Origin of the sequence: Fibrobacter sp. UWB10 (assembly GCF_900182935.1) — a bacterium.
GTDB lineage: Bacteria > Fibrobacterota > Fibrobacteria > Fibrobacterales > Fibrobacteraceae > Fibrobacter > Fibrobacter succinogenes_O.
Genome location: NZ_FXUE01000002.1, coordinates 169,635 through 191,443, shown reverse-complemented (window position 1 = coordinate 191,443; position 21,809 = coordinate 169,635). Strand labels below are relative to the sequence as shown.

The following is a 21,809-nucleotide window of genomic DNA, read 5'->3' as shown; positions in this document are numbered from 1 at the left end:
GCATGTCCGTTAAACTCGAAGAATCTTGGCTCAACCTGCTCGCAGACCAATTCGAGCAGCCCTATTTTAAGCAGATTAAAGAAAAGCTTTTGCAAGAAAAAGCAGAACACCATGTGGTGTATCCGCCGGGATCCCAGATTTTTGCGGCCCTGGATTTTTGCCCTGTAGATAAAGTCAAGGCCGTCATTATCGGGCAAGACCCTTACCACAATCCGGGCCAGGCTCACGGACTTTGTTTCTCTGTGCCCATGGGCATTCAGCCGCCGCCTTCGCTCATCAACATTTTCCAGGAACTCCACGATGACTTGGGCATTAACCCGCCCCCGCACGGAAACCTCGAAAGTTGGGCTCACCAAGGAATTCTTCTGCTGAACGCATCGCTCACGGTTCGCGCCCACATGGCAGCAAGCCACGCCGGAATCGGTTGGCAACAATTCACCGACACCATTATCAAGCGATTGTCCGAAACGCGCGAAAACCTGGTATTCCTTTTGTGGGGCAGCTTCGCCATCAAAAAGCAAGAACTCGTCGCCAAGAATCGTGGTCACCTGATCTTGACCGCACCGCACCCGAGCCCACTTTCAGCCTACCGAGGCTTCTTCGGATGCAAGCATTTCAGCAAGGCAAACGAATACCTCAAAAGCAAGGGCCTCGAACCCATCGACTGGAGCATCAAGTAGGTGTGAGATGTGAAGTGTGAGATGAATATCAAAATGTAAATTTTAATTTCACATTACACATCACACATTACACACCACACATTACACATTTCCAGCGTCTAGTATTTTCTATATTAACTGCCATGAATCGAAATAATACTTTTGGTCGTCTACTGGTTTTTATCGTGTTGGGCCTGATCATCGGCGGAATCCTTGGCGAATGCCTCGGTATGCTGTTTGGTCAGCTTGGCGAACTGATGAACGCAGGTGGATTCAATAACGTAGTCCACAACTTCTTCGTTTCGTCCTTCAACCTCAACATCGGTTTTGCCGACAGGCCCGAGCCCGTGGTTCTTGACCTTTATCTGGTCAAAATCGCATTCGGCTTCGGAATCAAGCTGAACGTGGTAAGCATTATCGGCATGATTCTCGGCATCTACATCATGAAATGGTCCGGAGGAAAGTAATGGAGACCATCCAAGAATTGAGCGGCAAGCTCGCTAACGGCAGCAAGACTGCCGTGGCCCTTACCGAAGAATCCCTCGCAAAGATTGAATCTACTAAGAATTTAAACGCCTATATCAGTGTTTTGAACGAACGCGCCTTGCAGAAGGCCGCCGAATCCGACAAGCGTCGTGCCGAAGGCAAGACTCTCGGAGCCCTCGACGGAATTCCGGTTGCCGTAAAGGACAACATGTGCATCGAAGGCACACGCACCACGGCCGCGTCCAAGATTCTTGAAAATTTTGTCGCCCCCTACACCGCTACCGCTATCGAAAAGCTCGAAGCCGCCGGTGCAATCATCGTGGGCAAAACCAACATGGACGAATTCGCCATGGGTTCGAGCAACGAGACCTCCTACTTCGGTAAGGTCATCAACCCGCTCGATGAATCCCGCGTTCCGGGAGGCTCCAGTGGCGGTTCGGCCGTAGCCGTGGCCAGTGGCACGGTCGCCTGTGCGCTCGGCTCCGACACCGGTGGATCTATTCGTCAGCCCGCTGCCTGCACAGGCGTTGTGGGCCTCAAGCCCACCTACGGCCGTGTATCCCGTTACGGCCTGTTGGCTTACGCTAGCTCTTTGGACCAGATTGGCCCCTTCGGTGCAACCGTTAAAGATGCCGCCACCCTCCTCGGCGCCATCTGTGGTATCGACCCGCACGACAACACCACCAGCACTCGCCCGACCGAAGACTTTACCGCAAAGCTCGACGCCGGCGTGAAGGGCAAGGTGATTGGCGTTCCCAAGGAATACTTTGGCGAAGGCCTCGACGCCGAATGCAAGGCCGCTATCGAAGGCATGCTGGGGAAGCTCGAAGCCGAAGGCGCCACCCTCAAGGAAATCAGCCTTCCGCACATCAGCTACGCCGTGTCCAGCTACTACATCATTGCAACTGCCGAAGCTAGCTCGAACCTTTCCCGCTACGACGGCGTTCGCTACGGCTACCGCAGCAAAGAAGCCCGCAAGCTCTTCGACCTGTACGCCAAGTCCCGCAGCGAAGGTTTCGGTAAGGAAGTCCAGCGCCGTATTCTCCTCGGCAGCTACGTGCTTTCCGCAGGCTTCTACGATGCCTACTACGTGCAGGCCCAGAAGGTCCGTCGCTTGATTACCGACGACTTCAACAAGGCATTCGAAAGCTGCGACGTGATCGCAAGCCCCACGATGCCGGGTCTCCCGCTCAAGTGCGGCATGAACGAATCCGACCCGATGGCTGTGTACCTCAGCGACATCTACACCGTAAGCCTGAACCTTTCTGGCTTACCGGGCGTGAGCGTGCCGTGTGGCATGGCCGGCGGACTCCCCGTGGGTCTGCAGTGGATTGGCAAGCCGTTCCAGGAAGCCGACTTGCTCAGCGTCGCTGCTGCAACAGAGAAGTTGAACAAGTAAGTTCGCGCTCCGTTAAAATTTAAAGACCTGTTCTTCGGAACAGGTCTTTTTTCGTCGGCTAAAAAACAGCGGTCTTAGATTTTGCAATCTTTAATTGCCGAAAGCGAACCGGACGAATACGCCTTCTTGATGCACTCGGCAACAGATTCTGCAAGGTCTACAACTTCTTGAGGAATTTCAATGGGGTTTCCATCGTCATCGGTACTGTCAATTGTATTCGCCTTGATAATCGAATCGGCAACAGCCTGCGCAATAGAATCCGCCACCGCTTGGGCGATTGAATCGGCGATAGCCTTTTCCTTGGCCCTTCGATCTACAGCATCTTCATAGACCTTCGCCGGAACACGGTTCAGCGTGACACCATTCTTACTCACGACTCTGACAAGGCCATCATGGATACCGTAATAGAACGCCGAAATATTACATACGTTGTTGTCTTCATTTGCGTTGAACACCACAATGTCGTAATACGTAGAATCACCCACTTTGAGCGAATCCTTGAAACTCAGTTTATAATCATTCTTTGTCACCGGGAGATCGGGATCATCGAAAATGATTTTTGTATTCAAGGCTGGATTACAAAGAACAACAATAGAACCATCATTCAATTGTTGATCCACATACAGTCGTACATCAATGGCAGACGCAAGCGCCTTGGCTGCATAGTCCATCTTGGGTTGGTCTTCGGTACCGAAATCGACATACTGGTTTATCTTGTCGACAAAGTTGACCGTATCCGCAAAATAGATGACAGTATCCTCGCTAAAACCGTTCTTAGAATCCAGCAACATCTGCACATCTTTGGGAAGCGAAGAACTCTCATCATCGCCACAAGCACAAAGAAGCGCCGCAACAGCAAGAAAAAGCACCTTCTTCATTAGTCGTCCTCCTCGTTGATTGCGATGTAGCTGCCGTCTTCCATCTCTATTTTCAAAATGCCCTTCTTTGTCTGGTAATACAACTTGGCATCTGATTCAACAGTCTTTGTCTGATATTCACTCTTACGCGGTTGTTCGTATTTGCGCCCATCAACTACAGCGACATCGGTATACGTGACCCCATTTACTTCCATTTTTTCGATATACGACGAATCGTGTGTGTTTTTGAGAGTTTCCGGATTCTTAAGAGAAAAAACGTACTGACCGAATTCCACCGTAATAGTTTGATTCAATTTATCTTGTTCATTATAGTAGAAGGTTGTCGTTTCCGTAGAAAGAGAAACGGAATAGATGGGATACGCCGATTCCAAAATTGTATTCAAATGCTTATAGCACACTTCATCGATATAGTTATCACGATCAATGACAGCGAGCGAAAACAGGTAGCCATCCGAATGCTTGTACGGGATTGTCTTGCCAACTTTATAATTGCCAAATTCTGCGGCAAACCCACTGATTTTCGAATTGTCGCTACACTTGTAATAATTGGGTTCAGTCGTTGTCACTTCTCCGCATGCACAAAGAAACGCAAGCGAGAAATTCAACAAAAGCAATGATTTAGTACAAAATTTCATCATACTACAATTATATAATTTTTTCGAAAAAATGAGTACAAAAAAAATGCCCCCGGATTTTTTCCGGAGACATTTTCTAAACGCTAATCGAAAGCGAAATTAGTCGCCAGTCCTGTAGTTCGGAGCTTCCTTCGTGATGGTCACATCGTGCGGATGAGATTCACGGAGGCCTGCGCCCGTAATACGGACAAACGTTGCCTTCTTGTAGAGTTCTTCGAGGTTAGCAGCACCGGCATAACCCATGGCAGAGTGAATACCGCCAATCAGCTGGTAAACGGTGTCGCGGAGCGGTCCCTTGTAGGGCACGCGGCCTTCGATGCCTTCCGGAACGAACTTGCGCGGTTCCTGGACGCCACCCTGGAAGTAACGGTCAGCGGAGCCAGCCTTCATGGCGCCGAGAGAACCCATGCCGCGGTAGCTCTTGTAGCTACGGCCATCAGCGAGAATGACTTCGCCCGGAGCTTCTTCGGTACCAGCAAAGAGAGAGCCCACCATCACAGCGTGACCGCCGGCAGCGAGAGCCTTCACGATGTCGCCAGAGAACTTGAGGCCACCGTCAGCGATAATCTTCACGCCGACCTTGCGAGCCATCTTGCCGCATTCCACGACAGCGGAGAACTGCGGGTAACCCACACCAGCCACGATACGAGTCGTGCAGATGGAACCCGGACCGATACCCACCTTAACGATGTTGGCACCGCACTTGGCGAGTTCTTCGACAGCTTCCGGCGTGCAAACGTTACCGGCGCAAATCGTGAGCTTCGGATATTTCTTGCGAACGGTCTTCACCATGTTACGCACACCGATGTGGTGGCCGTGAGCCGTATCGATAATCAACAGGTCAACTCCGGCATCCACGAGGGCGGCAACGCGTTCAAGAGTATTTGCAGAAGTGCTGACAGCGGCACCCACGAGCAACTGGCCATTCTTGTCGAGGCTAGCGTTCGGGTTGTTTTCGCGCTTCAAAATGTCAGTCATCGTGATGAGGCCCTTCAAGGCACCAGAAGCATCCACCAGCGGGAGCTTTTCGATACGCTTTTCGGCGAGGATTTCCTTCGCCTTAGAAAGGCTCACCTTCGGGCTTGCCGTCACCGGATTCTTGGTCATCACGGCACGGATCTTCACGTTCATGTCGCTAACGGTGCGGAGGTCACGGCTCGTGAGCATACCAACGAGCTTACCCTTAGAAAGAATCGGGAAACCGCTCACCTTGTTACGGGCGCGGAGTTCAAAAGCAGCAGACACCGGTTCGTCGGCGTCGAGCGTCACCGGATTGGTCACAATACCGGACTGCCAACGCTTGACCTTGCGGACTTCTTCGGCCTGGTCTTCGATGCTCATGTTCTTGTGGATAATGCCGAGACCACCCTGCAAAGCCAAAGAAATGGCGAGCGGAGCCGTCGTCACGGTATCCATAGCGGCACTGATAATAGGAATGTTCAGCTTGATATTCGGAGCGAGCTGAGTGCTCACATCGGTCTGAGCCGGAAGAACAGAAGATTCAGCGGGAACAAGGAGGACGTCGTCAAACGTCAAAGCTTCTGGCAAAAGTTTCATATAGTACCTCTTTTGCGCATAGAATATAGTAATTTTCACGCGCAAATCCTAGCTCTATACCGCTAGAAATATTGTAAAAAGTCGGTTTTTATTTTCCGTTATAGCGTTCCATGCACTTTTCGATGCCGAACTTGAAGTAGCATTCTACAAGGGCAGGGACTTTAGCAATCGCCTCGTCAAAGGCCGGGCGGTCTTCGGGCGGGAACTTAGCGAGCACCCAGTTGCTCAAGTCATACTTGGGCGGGCACTTGCCTACGCCAAAGCGGATACGCGGGAACTTGTCGCCCACATGCTCAATGATATTGCGGAGTCCATTCTGACCGCCGTGACTGCCGTCCTTGCGGCAACGGATACGGCCTACATCCAAATTAATGTCATCACTGAAAACGAGCAGGTGATCCACCTTTACCTTGTACCAAGTCATGACCGCCTGAACCGCCTCTCCAGACAAATTCATATAAGTCTGCGGTTTCACCAACAGGCATTCTTCGCCTGCGATATTCACCTTCATGGTCAGCGCCTTGTGTTCGCTTTTCCAGTCCTTGCTCGAATCAGCAAGTTTTTCTACCGCCATAAAACCAGCGTTGTGATGTGTGTTAGAATACTGAGTACCAGGATTTCCGAGACCAACAATAATATACATGGCCCAAATATAAAAAAAGACCCACCCTTTATTCAGGGCAGGTCCTTTGAAATTTTCTTTTCGAAAATTACTTAGCTTCGGCAGCCGGAGCAGCAGCATCAGCGGCAGCAGCGTCATCAGCCTTCTTACCGCTCTTGGCAGTAATCGTGAAGATCACGGTGCGCGGCTGGCAAGCGAGTTCGATACCGTCAGCGAGCTTGAGATCCTTGGCGTAGAAGGTCGTCGGAGCCGGGAATTCGGAGATGTCCATTTCGAGGACAGCCGGAATCTTGGTCGGAACAGCAGCGAGCTGGATGTAGCGGTTCTGCTGAGCGAAAGTACCACCCTGGGTCTTAACGCCAACCGGAAGACCGTTCAACTTAACCGGAACGCGAACCTTAACCTTGGAGGCTTCGTCGATCTTGATGAAGTCGATGTGTTCGATTTCCTGAGAAATCGGGTTCTTCTGGTAGTTGTAAATTACGGCAGCGTTGCCGGCCTTGCCATCAATTTCCAGGTCGAGAAGCGTGTAACGCTTACCCGGGGCGAGAACCTTGCGAACATCGATTGCGCTAACGCTGATATTCACAGACTCTTGACCCTTACCATAATAGACAGCCGGGATCTTGCCTTCCTTGCGGAGACGGGCGCAGTCGCGGCTCTTGCCTAGCACTCTCGAGGTTGCTGCGAGTTTTGTGAGTTCCATAATTTTACTCCAATTAAGTAAATGGTTAAAAAAAATTCATTGGGGTAGCTGGATTCGAACCAACGAATAACGGAATCAAAATCCGTTGTCTTACCACTTGACGATACCCCAATGGTGGCGCAAATATAGCAAATTTACGCCAATTTCAAAGGGTTAAGGCTAAAAACCTTCAAAAAAGCGGGTTACAACCTGGTACCTGGAGATGGGTTTCAGCTCTTCGGCAGCCTCTTTTGCCTGCTTTCGGGTTTCAAAGACGCCAAAAACCGACGCACCCGACCCCGACATCAGGACGGAGGTTGCCCCCAAGCGCTTGAATTCGTTTTTCATCTCTTCGACAAGCGGGTGCTTGGGGAATACCGATTCTTCAAAAGCATTGAAGGTATTGGCAAGCGCAAAGTCGATCGACGCGGCCTTGCCCGTGCGCATGCACTTGGACTTGTAAGTTTCCCAACGGTCCGGACCGGATTTAGGCACACCAGCATAGGCATCCTTCGTCGGTACAGAATCGAGCGGAGTGGCCACCAGCAGGTACTGTTCGTCGTTCAACTGCAACGGCTTCACAAAAGTGAGTTTTTCACCAATACCTTCGGCCATGGCGGTACCGCCACGAACCAGGAAGGGAACATCTGCTCCAAGTTTCGCCCCAATTTCTTCGAGCTTTTCAAATTTGAATTTGAGCTTCCACAGCTGGTTCAACAAACGAAGCGTTGCAGCAGCATCAGCAGAACCACCGCCGAGGCCAGCACCCAAAGGCATCACCTTATTGAGATAAATGTCTGCACCGAGAGTCGTGCCCGATTCTTGCTGCAAGAGTTTTGCGGCCTTGTAAACCAAGTCCGATTCCAGCGGATAATTCTGCGGTTCGTTGTAGCAAAGCGTAATGCGGCCATCCTGACGCGGCTCGGCACTTACTGTGTCACCTGCGTCGATGGTCTGGAAGAGGGTGCCCAAATCATGGTAGCCATCTTCACGTTTACGAATAACATCCAAAAACAAATTAATCTTGGCAGGAGCGTATTCTTTCATGCCATTAAACTTAGCAAAAATATTCCAATTTGGAATACCTAGGACAAACTTTTCATTACCGTAAAAAAAAAACAATATATATTAAGGGATGATAGTTTCTAACTATTAAATAAGCCCAAAGCTTGTAAAACCAAAAGAAGAGAAAATTATGAAGAAAATCGTTTTCACCATTTTCTTATGCCTTGCTACATTGGCAGTGGAAGCCCAAGTCGACAAAATTCTGGGACCGTGGACCGCCATCGACCCCGATACCGACAAGCCTTACGCCACCGTACTCATCTATAAAAGCAGCAACGGGCTGTATTACGGCAAGCTCACCGAAATTCTGGATTCCGACGACCCAGCCGATCAAAAGCTCATCGGCACCATCATCATCAAGGACATGAAAGAAGATGACGGTATGCTGAAGGGTGGCTCCATTTACGACCCCGAAGAAAACAAGACCTACCATGGAAAGATATCACTTACCAAGGACGGTCGCCTAGAAATGCGCGGTTCGCTTGACCGCTGGGGACTTTTGGGTGCCACGGAATATTGGAAACGCAGTAAAAAGTAAAAAAAGATGGAATAAGGAGAAAATATGAAGAATCTGTTTATTAAAGTGCTCGGCACCAGTTTATTGTATGCGGCAGCCACCTTTGCCCAGTCGGCAAACGAAATCGCCAAGAAAGTCCACGACTTGCCGTCCGGAAAAACATCGTCTGGAACCATTTCAGTTACCCTAATTGACAAAAACGGAAAGACACGCAACCGAGAAATCGCATCTTACACCATGAAGGACGGCTCCACCGACAAGACGGTCCTTGTTTTCAAGACACCCAGGGACGTGGCGGGAATCAGCTACCTCACCTACGACTACCCCGACAAGGCCGACGGATCCACCGTAGATAGCGACAGCTGGATCTACCTCCCTGCCATGAAAAAGGTGCGCCGAGTTTCAGGTTCCAGCAAGGACGACGACTTCCAGGGGACGGACTTTACTTACGACGACTTGGGCACCCGCAGTCTTTCCAAGGACAACTTCGCCATTCTCGGCGAAGAGAAGGTGAACGGAATTGACTGCTGGATTCTCGAAGCCAAGGCAAAGGATCCCAAAGCAAAAGTAAGCCGTCGCGTGTCCTGGGTGAACAAGAAGACTTACGTAATCCACAAGGGCGAATACTTCGACAAGCAGAATCGTCTGCAAAAGACACTCGTTGCCGAAAACATTCAGCAAGTGAACGGCTACTGGACCTCTCTCAAGATGACCATGACCAACGTCCAAACAAACCACAAAACCGTCTACGAAATCAAGAACCTTAAGTACGACGAAAAAGTAAACGAAAGCTACTTTACAGTCAGCGCGTTGGAACGTGAACAGGTCAAATAAAAATGAGGGTTTCTCGAATCAATCAGTTTTTCCGCAAGGCCGGGGCCACCCAGATTCGTTACCGTTGGCCCATTCTTGCCATACTCTTCGTTATCACCGTAATCTGCAGTTTCGGTCTTGTCCATTTCGCGCTCTCGCGTGGCGAAGAGGGCTGGTTTGGCGATTCCGACGAAATCACCATTAATACGAAAAAATACGAACAGGTCTTCGGAAACCTGAACAGCATCGGAGTACTCCTCGTAAAACAAGACGATGGAGATGTCTTTAGCGAAGAGATCCTGAATGTCATCGACAAAATCGGGACTCGGTTACAAGACGAAATTCCGTTTGCGAACCGACTTACCTCGATTATCAATGTCAATATTCCCGTAGGCAATGAAGAAGGCTTCGAAATCGTCAAGCCTTACGAGAACGGAATCCCCTCGGACTCCGCAGAACTCGCCAAGGCACGTGCCCTCGTGATGCGCGGAAACGAAAAGACGAACGCCCTCATCAACGCACTCGTCAGTGACGACGGACGCGAGACCTGGATATCCTTGTCGCTCCACCCGTTCGAAGGCAAGGAACTTGAAGAAAAATTCGAAGGCGATGTAGAAGAAGTCAACCTGGCTATCGGCTACAAGCTGATGGAAATTATGGAAAGCGACGAATTCCAGAACAAGGACTATAAACTGTATGGCGGTGGAATCCCGTTCGACAGCGCCTGCGAAGACCGTTACGAAATCCCCGAATACGGCATTAGGGTGCTATGTAGCATCGGCGTGATGCTTTTATTCCTGGCACTTTTCTTGCGCAATTTCTTTGGCGTTTTCGTTCCGGCAATCACTACCCTCAGCGCCATTGCCTCGGTATTTGGCGGCATGGCCCTTTTCGGAGTAAAGGCAGATTCTACGCTCGTCACTTTGCCTGTCGTTCTGGGCATGGCATTAGCCGTTGGCTATTCGGTGCATTATATAAACATGTTCAAGTTGCAATTTAGACGCACCGGCATCCGTAAAGAATCAGCAATCAGATGCATCGAAGAATGTGGTTGGCCGGTACTATTTACAGTGCTTACGACCATGGCTTCGTTTATCAGTTTCCTGTTTGTCGACATGAAACCCCTTGTATGGATGGGTAAAGCCGCAGCCCTTGTGGTGCTCGCAATTTACCTCTATGTAACAATCCTGATTCCAATTCTACTGTCGTTCGGCAAGAACGGTGTGCCCGATACTACTAGCAAAGACGGAGCGACAAAACTGGACAAGGTGTTTTCAGCCTGGTCCGATCTCGTCTATAAAAGAAAATGGCCCTTTATTGTGGCTGCAGCCCTGATTATTGCAGCATTTATTCCGGGAATGTTCAAGATTACGGCGCAACTGGACTACCTGAGTATTTCGGGCGACAAGGTTCCCTATGTGCAAGAAATCAAGAAAATGCTAAAGACTAAGCTCGGAAACCAGTACAGCTATTCCATCATGATCTCTTTTGACGAAGAAGGCGCATTCAAGAAGCCCGAAAACATGAAAGCACTTTTGGAACTCGAAGATTACGTAGGCTCCCTTTCGCTTACCAAGTGGTCGGGTGGAAAGCCGCGCGTGACCTCGGCGACAAGCATCTTGAAAGAAATGAATCGCGCCTTGAACGAAGGCAAAGATTCGCTTTACGCCGTTCCCGAAGACGAATACGTGCTTGCGCAGCTGATGGAACTTTCGTCTATCGAAATGCGCGAAGACTTTAGCGAAACGATGGACGAAGAATTCAGAATTACAGAAGTCAGCGTGGACATGACCCAATTCGCTACCGAAGAAGCGCTCCAAAACATGAACGCTTTAAAGGCTAAACTCGCCGAATTGTTCCCGAACGCCCAATGCACACTGCTTGGCGACATGATCCGCTATTCCGAAATGAGCAATCGCATTGTTTTTGGCGGCCTAAAATCCTTCGGATTTTCGCTCATCATCATCGCCATCATGCTAATGTTTGCATTCTCCAGCTTCAAGCTTGGAATTATCGGCATGATTCCGAACGTGGCCCCTGTCATTTTGGTGGGCGGTGTCATGGGATACTTTGACTTTGCGCTGGACTTTAGCACTGTCACCGTGATGCCCTTGGTGTTGGGTATTGCCGTAGACGACACAATCCACTTGACCACACACTTGAAAGTCCGATACGAAGAATGTGGTTCCCTACCGAAGGCAATGGAAGCGACCTTCCGCGAAATTGGGGCATCGATGTTCCAGACCACGTTGATTCTATGTGCAATGTTCGGTGTTTATCTGTTTAGCCCCTTACGTTTCTTGATGGTACTCGGCCTGCTAATCATTGTTGGCCTTTCAAGCGCCTTGCTCGCCGACTATACGATTACACCCGCACTTCTGCAAGTGACAAAGCCGTACGGCAAAGAAAAGGAGAAAGCATGAAACGATTCACCGCCCTCGGTTTAGCTTTTGCCGCAACCGTTTGCGCCCAAGAAACAGTCTTCTTGGGTAGCCTTACTTCGCAGGCCGGGGTAGGACTTCCGAACACACACCACAACAAGGGTGACTTTCTACTCGGCCAAACCACTTTCGACGGCACAATCAAATCGTACCTGGACGAAGCCATGGTCTATGTGAACGCCCAGATTGTCCACGACGCCTTAGGCGCACAATCGACAAACGGCTCATCCGCATTCGTTGCCGATGACGGCACCTTCGCCTTAAAACTCCGCGAAGCCTATATCGACTGGAAGGGCGAAATGCTTGCACTCCGTATCGGTCGCCAAGTTGTTTCATGGGGCAAGGCCGACGACATCCAGATTACCGATGTACTCAACCCGAGAGACGAATCAAGCTTTGTCGCAAGTGACTACAACGAGTCTAAACTCGGAATTGACGCCGTACGTCTTTCACTCTTGACCGAAAAGACTCAAATCGATGCGTACTGGATTCCGTTTTTCACGCCAAGTATTCTCCCACTCGCGAGTGGAAACCCGCTCAACAGTCAAGTTTTCCCAAGAAAATTTGATGGATCGAGAGTTGGTGTTCCAGAAAAGTACAACGATTTCGAACTTCCAGAAAAGAAACTTTCTAAGAGCGAACTAGCCTTGCGGGCAAGCGCCTACACGTCGTTCGCGGACCTGTCTCTATATGGATTTTACGGGTGGGATGACCTTCCGCTTATCAAGTATTCTCCCTACATAAACGAATTCTACGAGGAAAACGATTTAGACACCCTTCTTGTTTCCGGTGAATACAAGAGGATGTACATGGTCGGTGCCGACGCCGCAATTCCTTACGGAGACCTTGTATTCCGATTCGAAGGCGCTTTTTTCCCAAAACGGCATATCCAAACAACCGCTTATTACCAAATAGAAAAATTCGTTAACGAAAACAAGATTCCTACAAGCGAGCGAAAGAATCAAGCCGTAGGCCTCGCGGGCCTCGACTGGACACCGAGCGGGGGCTGGACCATTACCGCACAGTACGTGATGGATAAAATTTTCGATTACAACGACAACCTTGACAGAAGAGATTACGAGCATCAGGCGACATTAAGTATCGAAAAGTCCGTCTTAAATGAGACACTGACACTCATGGCATCGGGGGCACTAGACCTGCGATATTTCTCCAGCGCAAGCGAACTTGAAATCGACTACAAGCTGACCGACGCCATCACGCTGAGTCTGATCGGGGACCTGTACTTTAGAGGGTATAAATACGGAATGTACGGCGAATACCGCGATTATAGCAGCGTCACTTTCAAAGGAAAAATGTCATTCTAACGTTTTGGAGGGGAAAGCATGAAAAAAGCATTATTTGCATTCGCTGCCGTACTTTGCTTAGGCAGTCAGCTTTTCGCAGAAGAAGCCCCGAAAAAAGCCACTCAAGCACCTTCGCCTTGGGAGTTTTCAGCGACGACATCAGCGGCCTACTACCCCGAAGTGGAACACCACCGCGGTTCAAACCATGTCACAGGAATCAGCGGTCCATACGACGGCATCGAGGCCGTTGCTGAATTTGACGCGGCCTACACGCTCCCCTTCTTGCGTGGCGACGACGAATTCACCGCCGACAACCATGTAACCTTCAATATGGGTCTAGAAATTTCACCCATTACGGTCGCACCCGTCGCATCGATTACCGTATCGCCCATTGCCTTTTTGGAACTAGCAATCGGCGGCACGGCAGGAACCGGCTGGAACGCATTCGATTTATTCCAAGGCATGGCTGCATACAACGAAACCAAGCCCGAATATAAAGACATGACTCCCTTTGCACACTGGTACTTGTACGGCTGGGGAAGCGCATGTCTCATGTTCGATCTTGCCGCCCTCTGGGAAGGCGACTGGCACCACGTTGTAGCGACTGCCACCTACAAAGCCGGCTACCAGAAATTGACTGGCACCGACAGCGATGTTTGGCTCTGGCAGGAGACAGACGGCATGGCAAGCGGCTGGGTGTACGAACAAGAATACTTTGTAGGCTACCAGATGCCTTTGAAACTTTCGATGATCGGCGTCGGCACCACGCTTTCGGGCCATTATGAGTCCAGCGATTTCGGCGACTATTCATCAAACTACAAGGGCGACTTTATGACCATCGACATTTGGCCCATGGCTGAAATCACACTTGACAAGAAAGACAAGCTTTATGTGCTTTTTGATTTTCAATCCCGCAGAAGCTTCCGCGAAAAATACAAGGGCGAAGAATACGAGCCCCTAATGACATACAGCGGTAGGGAATGGATATTCTATTCTGTCGGATTCCAGTGGAAACATCTGTTTTAATTCTTTTCACATTTTTTTTACTAAAATATAATACGGAGCCTAGAATGGAACTTAGAACTGTTTTGAACGATGCTGAAATGACAATTGCTCTTTCTGGCGAGCTGAACACCCTCACCTCGCCCAAACTCGCAGAAGAAATTGCAGCTCACATCGAAAAGATAAACTCGCTAATCATGGATTTCAAAGAATGCGATTATGTATCCTCGGCAGGGATCCGAGTATTACTTTCAACATTCAAGGTCTTAAAAAAGAAACAGGGAAACATGCAACTTCTCAATATCGGCGAAAACTTCAGGGAAGTCCTGGACGCAACCGGACTCGACGCCGTTTTCGGTTTAATTTAAATGACTAACTACGAAATAGAGATGGAACTTGACAAAGCTTCAAAAGCCCTGTCAAAAGAAACGCAATCTATAAATCTATCTTACTGGAATGCCGGCTCCGAATACAAGGCTCAGCTCAAAGATATCCTCAAATACGAATCCGTACAGGATATTTTTGACTATCAATATTATCTTCCTGAATCCATCAAAAAAAACATTGCAACCAAATTAGGCTTTTCAAGCGAAGATTTCTACGAATCTCAAGGTTTTGCCTTCTCGCAAAGCACACATTCGATTGTAACAATCGCAGTATTTCTTTCACAAAGAAATTTGAAAACAGGAATCATTGCGCCAGCATACTTTACGGCACAGACTTGTCTAGACGATTTAAAAGTCGACTACCACATTTTTAACGAATTCATTCCCAACTTCAATCAAAATTTTGACATCGGGCTCCTTATAAATTCGGACTGCGAAGCATTCTGGTTCACCTCCCCCATCAACTCGACAAGCGTTTATTTCAATCAAAATGTCATAAACGGCATTCAAGAACTTCTAGATGCAGGGAAATGGGTTATCTTGGACGAGGCCTTATGCGTAAACGGAAAGGAACTTTCAAGAACATTAGGAATACAAGAAAAATTAATTTACATCTATAGTCCGCATAAGGCTCTAGGAATTCAAGGGATTAAGTTTTCTGTCATTGTCACACATAAAAAATACTATGACGAAATTGATAGGCTCAAAGACTGTTACGGAGGCTCCCTAAATTATCTAAGTGAACTGGGTGCACGCCATTTCATCTCCAAAAACTACGACGAATGTCTTCGTTTTTACAATCAATTTTGGAGCGACAATTACAAACGAGTTCATCAGATTCTAGCAAATTACCATTTCGCCCATGTATCACCTGATATTTTCGGTCATTATGCCATGATTTTTCTTGATGGGTATATAGGAACTGAAAATTTTAATTTCGCCATAAAAAAACTAATCAAGGAAAAGGGATATTTAATTTTTCCGGGTGTCATGCACGGTTTTGACATAAGCAAACAGTTCTGTTTTAGAATCAACCTGCTCCTGAACAAGACTGATTTGGAAAAAGGACTTATTTCAGTTCTTGACTACATGGGCAAATTCATCGAGAATGCATAATGGCTAAAGAAAAATTTATCGCCGTACATGACAAACTTACCGAACACGCTCAAATGACGCCCGGTGCCATTGCCGTTATCTGCGCAGACAAGGAACTTTCGTACAAGGAACTTGACCAGGAATCAGATTATTTGGCGGCATCGCTTTTCGCCCTGATTCCAGAAATCAGACAAGGGGATTTCATCACTCTTGTATTGGACAGGTCTTTCTCTATTCATATCGCCATCATGGGCGTTTTAAAAACGGGTGCGGCCTTTATCCCACTTACACTCGACACGCCTCCTGAAAGAATTGCATACAGCATCAACGATTCCAAATCGAAAGCCATCATTACAACCGCAAAAATCAAGGCGGAACTTCTAGAAACAGGCAAATGCACTTGCAAGATTTTCACACTAGAAGAACTCCTTGCCAAAGCGAAAAAAGAACATTTAAAAAAACAAGTTGTTCATGTAAGCCCCGATGACATGGCAATGTGCATTTACACCTCAGGTTCTACAGGAAATCCCAAAGGGGTCACGCTTAATCACAGGGCCATTTACGAAGAATTCTTTCCAGAACAATGGATCGCCATTGCCCAATATCAAATTCATCGATTGGCCGACATATCCCCATTCACGTTCATCCTTTTTTATACAGGATTCTTTTATTGCATTTATGCAGGCGCCCTATTTTACCTTAACAAAGAAAATGAGCTTAAAGATTTAACAAAATTTTCAGAACAGATTAAGAAGTATCAACTGGATTCCGTAATTGGAATACCTTCATTCATAGAAATTCTACTTTCTGCGGCTGACAAAGAAAAATTTGAAAGCATTATTGGCCTTTACATGGGCGGAGAGCCGCTCTCTCCGGAGCATGCCACGAAAATCTTCAGCAAACTCCCTACCGTAAAAATCATCAATGGGTACGGTACGACAGAAACTTGCTCCATGGCCGTGTGCAAGGTATTGCAAAATACAACAAGTTCCTTCACAAATGGAATTCCATACCAGACAAAAGTCTTCATCGTAGACGAAGAAGGAAATGAACTAGGACCAAACCAGAAGGGAGAACTTTTAATACAGGGCAAGACGCTTTCTTGCGGATACTTGAATCGTCCCGATGATACGGCAAAGAGCTTTATAGAATACAGAGGCGAAAGAACATACAAATCTGGGGATCTTGCCTATAGGACCGATAGCGGAGAAATTGTGATCTGCGGGCGAGCCGACGATATGGTAAAGTTAAACGGACAGCGAATCGAGCTCCAGGAAATAGAACAATCCATCTTAAAAATTGAAGCCATTAAGCAAGCAACCGTTATTTTAAAGACCAACGAAAAAGAGAATTTCCTAGTCGCGTTCATTGTTGCAGACACAGACATATCTACAAAGGCTATCAAGGAAGAACTATCAAGGATTCTTCCACCTTATATGATTCCTTCGGTTTTTGTAACGCTTGACAAAATGCCCTTAAATAAACACGGGAAAATTGACAAGCAAAGCCTAAAAACAATGGATATTTCGTTTAAGCATTTAAACGAGGATTCTTCAGAAATTGGCATCGAAAACATCTTATGTTCAGCGGTCAAAAAAGTTCTTGATCTAAAAAAAGACCCCACTAAAGAGGATAATTTCTTTGAGCTTGGCGGATCCTCTATATCAGCCGTTGAGCTAATCATCGAAATTGAAAAGCATCATTTAACGCTAACCGTTTCAGACATCTACTACGGAAAGACAATCGAACGAATTGCAAAAAAAATACAATCAAACAAGAACTTAGACAACAGCGAAAAATATGAAGAGGAATGCCGAAAAAAAACATTCGACATAAAGGCAGAGCAAGAATTTTTCCTATCTGAAGAAGAACAAAAATCCGGCAGTAATTACGTTTACAACTTTTCGTACGTTGTCATACTCGGAAATCAATACGATGAAAAAAAACTATGCGAAGCCGTTGACAAGACACTTCAAAAGCATCCGATGATGATGTCTGTTTTTTCGAAAGATGAAACGGGAAAATATTCCGTCTCATACCGCCCTGAATTGATAAAAAAAACAGAATTGTGGCACACCTCCGAAAAAGAATTCAACAAGTTTAAAAAAAAGCCGGAGCGTCCATTCAATTTATTCGGAGAACATCTGTATAGAACCAAAGTCATTGTAACAGAGAAAAACAAGTACCTCTTTGTGGAAGTCCATCATTCTCTAGGAGACTATTACTCGTGTTTTATATTCGCCGTACAGACCTTCAACGAGTATTACCAAGAAAAATCAGGAGATGACTTTTATTATTCGTACTTACAAGACCTAGAAAACACCAAGAAGTCCACAAAATATGCTGAGGCAAAAAGATATTACGAATCCCTAAAGGGCGATTTCAAATGGTGTTGCGTACTTGAATACGACCATACAAAATCTTTCGGAAAAAGTGCTTATTTGGATTACGATTTAGGAATTACCCTAGATCAAATGAACCAAGCCGAAAAAAGACGTTCTACATCCAGGAATGAACTTTCTATCGCGGCGGCAATACTTGCCCTTTCCGAGATGACAGGAAAAAAGAAAATCTGCTACACCTGGACTTATGACAACCGGAAAGAAGGCAAATACCTAGAAACAATCGGCAGTTTCGAAGAAAATCTACCCATCTTTATTGATCTTGAAATTACGGATTCTCCCTCAAAAATTCTTTCCGAGATTTCAGAACAAATCCTAAAGGACATTTTCTATTCGGAATGCCTAGGTGATATTTTCTACAATGACGAACTGGACACTTACACCTTGGAAATCATCTATCAAAAACAAGTCCATGAAAACACCATGCTGAACCTGATTCCGCCGGAAGTTCAAATCGAAGAAGTGGGTTTGAACCGCAATGCGGCAATGCCTTTCGAAATAGAGGTCCGCGAAAGCCCTTCGGGACTATCCCTGTTTATCGAGTATGCGGAAAATCTATACACTCCAAAACAGGCGTTACAGTATGCGGAACTGTTAAAAAAGAATTTGAACCTTTTGATGAGTACCTAATCAAATTACCATTTTTTAACCTATTATTATATTTAAATGAATGAGCAAGACATTTCTGTCTAAAAAATTTCTTTCGCTACTGGTTTCGGGAACAGTCTACATGATTGTCGTTCCAATCCTGTTGCTGTCGGATTCCGTGATTGCAGGCCTTGTCTTAGGAGAAACGAGCGTCGCCGGCATCAGCCTTGTAACCCCCGCATATTCCCTAGCCGCTTTTTTTGGAGGAATCCTTTCGATTGGCGTTCCTATCTTGTACAACCGCGCCATGGGAGAATTCGATCAAGCGAAAGCAACCCAGTATTTCAGGGTCGGATTGACCGCTGCTGTTAGCATAGGCGTACTCTTGTTCTTTGCCTTTACGCTGTTGGGCGACACCTATCTCCATTTTTTTGAAGCGACCCCCGCTGTTTTTGAACAGGCCAAGCAGTATTTCTTTTGGTACAAGCTAACCATTCTCATTTTGCCTTTATTCCTACTGATGTGCGAAGCCGTATTTTCAGATGGAGACGACACGATTAGCACAATCGCAGGCATCGTACAGCTAGTTGTCAACATCGCCCTCTCCATCATCTTGGCAAAATCCATGGGCATCGAAGGTATCGCCCTGGGTTCGTTTATCGGTACAGCACTTGCGCTTTTAGTGACAAGCCTCCACTTATTCAAGAAAGGAAACTCGCTAAAAATCGGATTCCACTTTTCAATTGCAAAAATTTTTCACATAGCGAAATACAGTACGATCGATGCGAGCACCTATCTATTTTTCGCCTGCTTTGCCGTGATTGTCGAAAAATACATCACATTCGCATTCGGTTCTGAAATGCTGATTATTGCCTCCGTTATTTTCTTTGCAAAAGAGTTTCAGATTATTTTTGACGGCATCGGAGAGGCCATTACACCCCTCATCAACATCTATCTAGGCGAAGAATCCTACCGCGGCATTAAAAATTGCTACAAGCTTGCGCAGAAAGCGGCTATTGTCGAAGGGGTTTTAATGACCGCCATCATAGCGGCAGCGGCTCCACTCATCGTAAAAATTTATGGCATCGAGAATCCAAAAATCGCGGAGGAGGCCATCAACGGGGCCCGCATTATTGCACTAGGGCTCACCGGAACCAGTCTTCTCTACTTACTCTCTTCGTATTATCTGCTCATCGACAAGATTTTTCTTGGAGCACTTCTCTGCGGATTACGCGACGTGATTGTCGCCGCCCCCCTCCTATTCATTCTCGGCGAAAAATTTGGAATTTACGGTTTCTTTGTCGGGATAGCCCTTTCGACTATTTTCGCCTACATCGTCTCGACACTATTTATCCGCACCAAATACGGCAAAGAAAACTACCCTCTGCTACTTGCCGATAAAGAAAAACGACTGAACTACCGCTTTTACGAACTTAAGCTGGAACCGGAATCGATTATTGACGTTCAAAAGCAGATAGAGCGATACCTTCAGGAAAATGACATCAACAAAAAAATCATAGCCAAAGTCAAATTGCTCATTGAAGAACTTTTTATGCTTGTTTACGAAAAAAATGGGAATGCGACTACCTATGCGGAATGTTCCGTCTTTATTCGCGAAGATGGAATCCAGATTATCACCAAGGACGATGGAGTTTTATTCGACTTATCAAGCGACGATGTAATCGCAGGTTCCATTACCGAGTTCATGGTTTCAGGTTACATGGAAAAAATGAAAAATAACAAGATGTACCTCACGACCATGAGTTACAACCGTAACACATTCAAGGTAAAATTCGAGACATAAATATGACCTATGAAGAAATTGCAGATACCCTGTTTGTAGAAATATCCGTTTTCACGACCTTGCTAACCGCATTCATGTTATACAACAACATCGTGCTGTACAAGATGAGTTTCAAGGACAAACTTTCCATCATGCTTGTATCGGCAACGGTCTTATCCGCCTTTGACGGAATATGGCATTTTGTAGACGGGAATCTTACATACAAGATCCTTAACTACGCCTGCGCCTATATTTTTGCAATTGCAATGATGCTCGGTTCATCGATGTTTACGCGATTTTCGTTGAATCAATTTGAAATCAAGATGAGTTCAAAAAAATTGCACCACGCGCTATTTATCGCACCCACCGTCCTTACCGTTATTTTATGTCTAACGACACCTTGGACCGGTCTAGTATACTCCATCAACGAACATGGGGAAATTCAATATGGCATCATCTTTGATTATTGTTTGGTACCGATTGCGTTCATGTACGCAGGTTCACCATTGTTGCAGTCCTTCTATTACTTAATCCGACGCCGAAAATCAAATGCAGAAAAGAAATTCTATGGTCAATGTATTTTGATAACCTCCTTATTGATTGCAGGAATTGAATTTATTCAGCTATTCGTCTTGGATCTTGATGAAAATTATCTAGAAACCAGCCTTTCAACCGCCATCGCACTCACCTTCTTTACAACAAACGTGAACACGAATAGGTTCGTAAAAAATCGTGAGAAAATAGTGGCCGTCGAAACCGACCTGAACCTCGCCGCAAACATTCAAACAGGTTCTCTTCCTTCCGCAGAGGGCGCTCTTGTCAACCACCCCGACGTAAACATCTACGCGACCATGGATACTGCCAAGGAGGTCGGCGGAGATTTTTACGATTTCTTTGAAATCGATGGCACGCATATTGCATTTGTCATCGCCGATATTTCGGGCAAAGGTGTTCCCGCGGCCCTCTTCTCGATGACCGTAAAGACGATGATCAAAGACCACGCTTCGATGAAACTGTCCACGGCTCAGATCTTTACCGATGTCAACCGAATCCTGTGTGAAAGCAACCCCGAAGAAATGTTTGCCACAGCATGGATTGGCATTCTAGACACCAAGACTCGCATCATGAAATTCACAAATGCTGGCCACAACGCCCCCTGTTTTGCAAGAAAGGGCGAAAATTTTGAATTTTTGAAGAACAAGCATGGGTTATTCCTTGCAGGCATGGACGATACACAGTACAAGGAATCCGAGATTCAATTACAGGATGGCGACAACCTTTTAATCTATACCGACGGATTAACCGAAGCGCACAACGGCTCAGGGGAACTTTATGGCGAAGAGAGACTGCTGAAAAAACTCAATTCGGCCGATGTCCGTGGCGGCAAAGCATTCTTAACACAAATTAAGGAAGACCTGCAATCCTTTGTGGGAGATGCCGAACAATTTGACGACATTACCATGTTGTCAATTTCTCTCAAGTAGGCAAAGCC

Annotated in this window: 19 protein-coding genes and 1 tRNA gene; 13 read left to right on the top strand and 7 right to left on the bottom strand. The window is 46.8% G+C overall.

Annotation, left to right across the window (positions count from 1 at the left end; genetic code table 11):
* Positions 1–2 precede the first annotated feature (2 nt).
* The 3 genes from ung to gatA all read left to right on the top strand — a co-directional run bounded on the left by ung (position 3) and on the right by gatA (position 2,544).
* Positions 3–680: a uracil-DNA glycosylase gene (ung, locus tag QOL41_RS05405; protein ID WP_163415143.1), complete on the top strand. Its 678-nt coding sequence runs from the start codon at positions 3–5 to the stop codon at positions 678–680.
* A 122-nt stretch (positions 681–802) separates the two neighbouring features.
* Positions 803–1,126, top strand: a complete 324-nt coding sequence (locus QOL41_RS05400; protein WP_173653362.1) for a DUF4321 domain-containing protein — start codon at positions 803–805, stop codon at positions 1,124–1,126.
* On the top strand, positions 1,126–2,544 hold the full coding sequence (gene gatA / locus QOL41_RS05395) for an Asp-tRNA(Asn)/Glu-tRNA(Gln) amidotransferase subunit GatA (protein WP_283428923.1): 1,419 nt from the start codon (positions 1,126–1,128) through the stop codon (positions 2,542–2,544). Before QOL41_RS05400 ends, gatA begins: the two co-directional genes overlap by 1 nt.
* Before the next feature lie 74 nt (positions 2,545–2,618).
* Here the strand turns inward: gatA and QOL41_RS05390 are convergent, their stop codons facing one another.
* The 7 genes from QOL41_RS05390 to ispE all read right to left on the bottom strand — a co-directional run bounded on the left by QOL41_RS05390 (position 2,619) and on the right by ispE (position 7,968).
* The gene (locus QOL41_RS05390) at positions 2,619–3,422 is read right to left on the bottom strand and encodes a hypothetical protein (protein ID WP_283428922.1); all 804 of its coding nucleotides are present in this window, start codon (positions 3,420–3,422) and stop codon (positions 2,619–2,621) included.
* Positions 3,422–4,060: a hypothetical protein gene (locus QOL41_RS05385; protein ID WP_283428921.1), complete on the bottom strand. Its 639-nt coding sequence runs from the start codon at positions 4,058–4,060 to the stop codon at positions 3,422–3,424. Before QOL41_RS05385 ends, QOL41_RS05390 begins: the two co-directional genes overlap by 1 nt.
* A gap of 96 nt (positions 4,061–4,156) precedes the next feature.
* Positions 4,157–5,614, bottom strand: coding sequence for an IMP dehydrogenase (gene guaB, locus QOL41_RS05380; protein ID WP_173653366.1), 1,458 nt, complete (start codon positions 5,612–5,614; stop codon positions 4,157–4,159).
* 88 nt (positions 5,615–5,702) lie between these two features.
* Positions 5,703–6,257 (bottom strand): aminoacyl-tRNA hydrolase, encoded by a 555-nt coding sequence (gene pth, locus QOL41_RS05375; protein ID WP_283428920.1) that lies wholly within the window; start codon positions 6,255–6,257, stop codon positions 5,703–5,705.
* Between the two features lie 67 nt (positions 6,258–6,324).
* Entirely contained in the window at positions 6,325–6,942 is a 618-nt protein-coding gene (locus QOL41_RS05370) for a 50S ribosomal protein L25 (RefSeq protein ID WP_283428919.1), read from the bottom strand.
* A gap of 39 nt (positions 6,943–6,981) precedes the next feature.
* Positions 6,982–7,053, bottom strand: a tRNA-Gln gene (locus QOL41_RS05365).
* 48 nt (positions 7,054–7,101) lie between these two features.
* Positions 7,102–7,968 carry a 4-(cytidine 5'-diphospho)-2-C-methyl-D-erythritol kinase gene (ispE, locus tag QOL41_RS05360; protein ID WP_283428918.1) on the bottom strand — a complete coding sequence of 289 codons (867 nt, stop codon included), beginning with the start codon at positions 7,966–7,968 and terminating at the stop codon, positions 7,102–7,104.
* 148 nt (positions 7,969–8,116) lie between these two features.
* On the opposite strand from ispE, the gene QOL41_RS05355 reads away from it, so the two are divergent.
* Genes QOL41_RS05355 through QOL41_RS05310 form a run of 10 tightly spaced genes read left to right on the top strand, consistent with a single transcriptional unit; the run spans position 8,117 to position 21,801 of the window.
* Positions 8,117–8,524 (top strand): DUF2147 domain-containing protein, encoded by a 408-nt coding sequence (locus QOL41_RS05355; protein WP_088628224.1) that lies wholly within the window; start codon positions 8,117–8,119, stop codon positions 8,522–8,524.
* Between the two features lie 24 nt (positions 8,525–8,548).
* On the top strand, positions 8,549–9,337 hold the full coding sequence (locus QOL41_RS05350) for an outer membrane lipoprotein-sorting protein (RefSeq protein WP_283428917.1): 789 nt from the start codon (positions 8,549–8,551) through the stop codon (positions 9,335–9,337).
* 2 nt (positions 9,338–9,339) lie between these two features.
* Positions 9,340–11,739 carry an efflux RND transporter permease subunit gene (locus tag QOL41_RS05345; protein WP_283428916.1) on the top strand — a complete coding sequence of 800 codons (2,400 nt, stop codon included), beginning with the start codon at positions 9,340–9,342 and terminating at the stop codon, positions 11,737–11,739.
* Complete coding sequence (locus QOL41_RS05340) at positions 11,736–13,082, top strand: DUF1302 family protein (protein WP_283428915.1); 1,347 nt, start codon at positions 11,736–11,738, stop codon at positions 13,080–13,082. The genes QOL41_RS05345 and QOL41_RS05340 overlap by 4 nt, the downstream gene beginning before the upstream one ends.
* An 18-nt stretch (positions 13,083–13,100) precedes the next feature.
* Complete coding sequence (locus tag QOL41_RS05335) at positions 13,101–14,087, top strand: hypothetical protein (RefSeq protein WP_173653374.1); 987 nt, start codon at positions 13,101–13,103, stop codon at positions 14,085–14,087.
* Positions 14,088–14,131: 44 nt separating this feature from the next.
* Positions 14,132–14,431 carry an STAS domain-containing protein gene (locus tag QOL41_RS05330; RefSeq protein WP_173653375.1) on the top strand — a complete coding sequence of 100 codons (300 nt, stop codon included), beginning with the start codon at positions 14,132–14,134 and terminating at the stop codon, positions 14,429–14,431.
* On the top strand, positions 14,432–15,565 hold the full coding sequence (locus QOL41_RS05325; RefSeq protein WP_283428914.1) for a PLP-dependent aminotransferase family protein: 1,134 nt from the start codon (positions 14,432–14,434) through the stop codon (positions 15,563–15,565).
* Positions 15,565–18,576 (top strand): amino acid adenylation domain-containing protein, encoded by a 3,012-nt coding sequence (locus QOL41_RS05320; protein WP_283428913.1) that lies wholly within the window; start codon positions 15,565–15,567, stop codon positions 18,574–18,576. The genes QOL41_RS05325 and QOL41_RS05320 overlap by 1 nt, the downstream gene beginning before the upstream one ends.
* 40 nt (positions 18,577–18,616) lie before the next feature.
* A complete protein-coding gene (locus QOL41_RS05315) occupies positions 18,617–20,338 on the top strand; it encodes an MATE family efflux transporter (RefSeq protein ID WP_283428912.1) in 1,722 nt (573 codons plus the stop codon).
* Positions 20,339–20,340: 2 nt separating this feature from the next.
* Positions 20,341–21,801, top strand: coding sequence for a PP2C family protein-serine/threonine phosphatase (locus QOL41_RS05310; protein WP_283428911.1), 1,461 nt, complete (start codon positions 20,341–20,343; stop codon positions 21,799–21,801).
* Positions 21,802–21,809: the final 8 nt, after the last annotated feature.